Here is a 224-nt window from a genome sequence, read left to right on the forward strand (position 1 = left end):
TTACTAAATGTTTTATCAGGTTTTATTTCTTTAATTTTACCTTTTTCTTTTAATGCAGATAGTAAAATTTCTTGTCCGATTATTTCGTTAAGTTGACTACTTCCACCAGAAGAAACGACTGCAACTGCCATATTTTCATCTGGAAGCACTGTAAGATTACTATGGAATAATAAAGAATCTCCACCTTTTGTAAGTGCTTTTAGATTATATTGATTAAATGGATA

The 224-nt window shown here is 29.0% G+C and carries 1 protein-coding gene; it reads right to left on the minus strand.

What is annotated here, in order from left to right:
- On the minus strand, window positions 1–224 hold a 224-nt coding region (locus KGF50_RS22205), incomplete at both ends, for a hypothetical protein (RefSeq protein WP_413926861.1).

It is taken from the genome of Clostridioides sp. ZZV15-6598, from assembly GCF_020657705.1.
Classification (GTDB): Bacteria; Bacillota; Clostridia; order Peptostreptococcales; family Peptostreptococcaceae; genus Clostridioides; species Clostridioides difficile_F.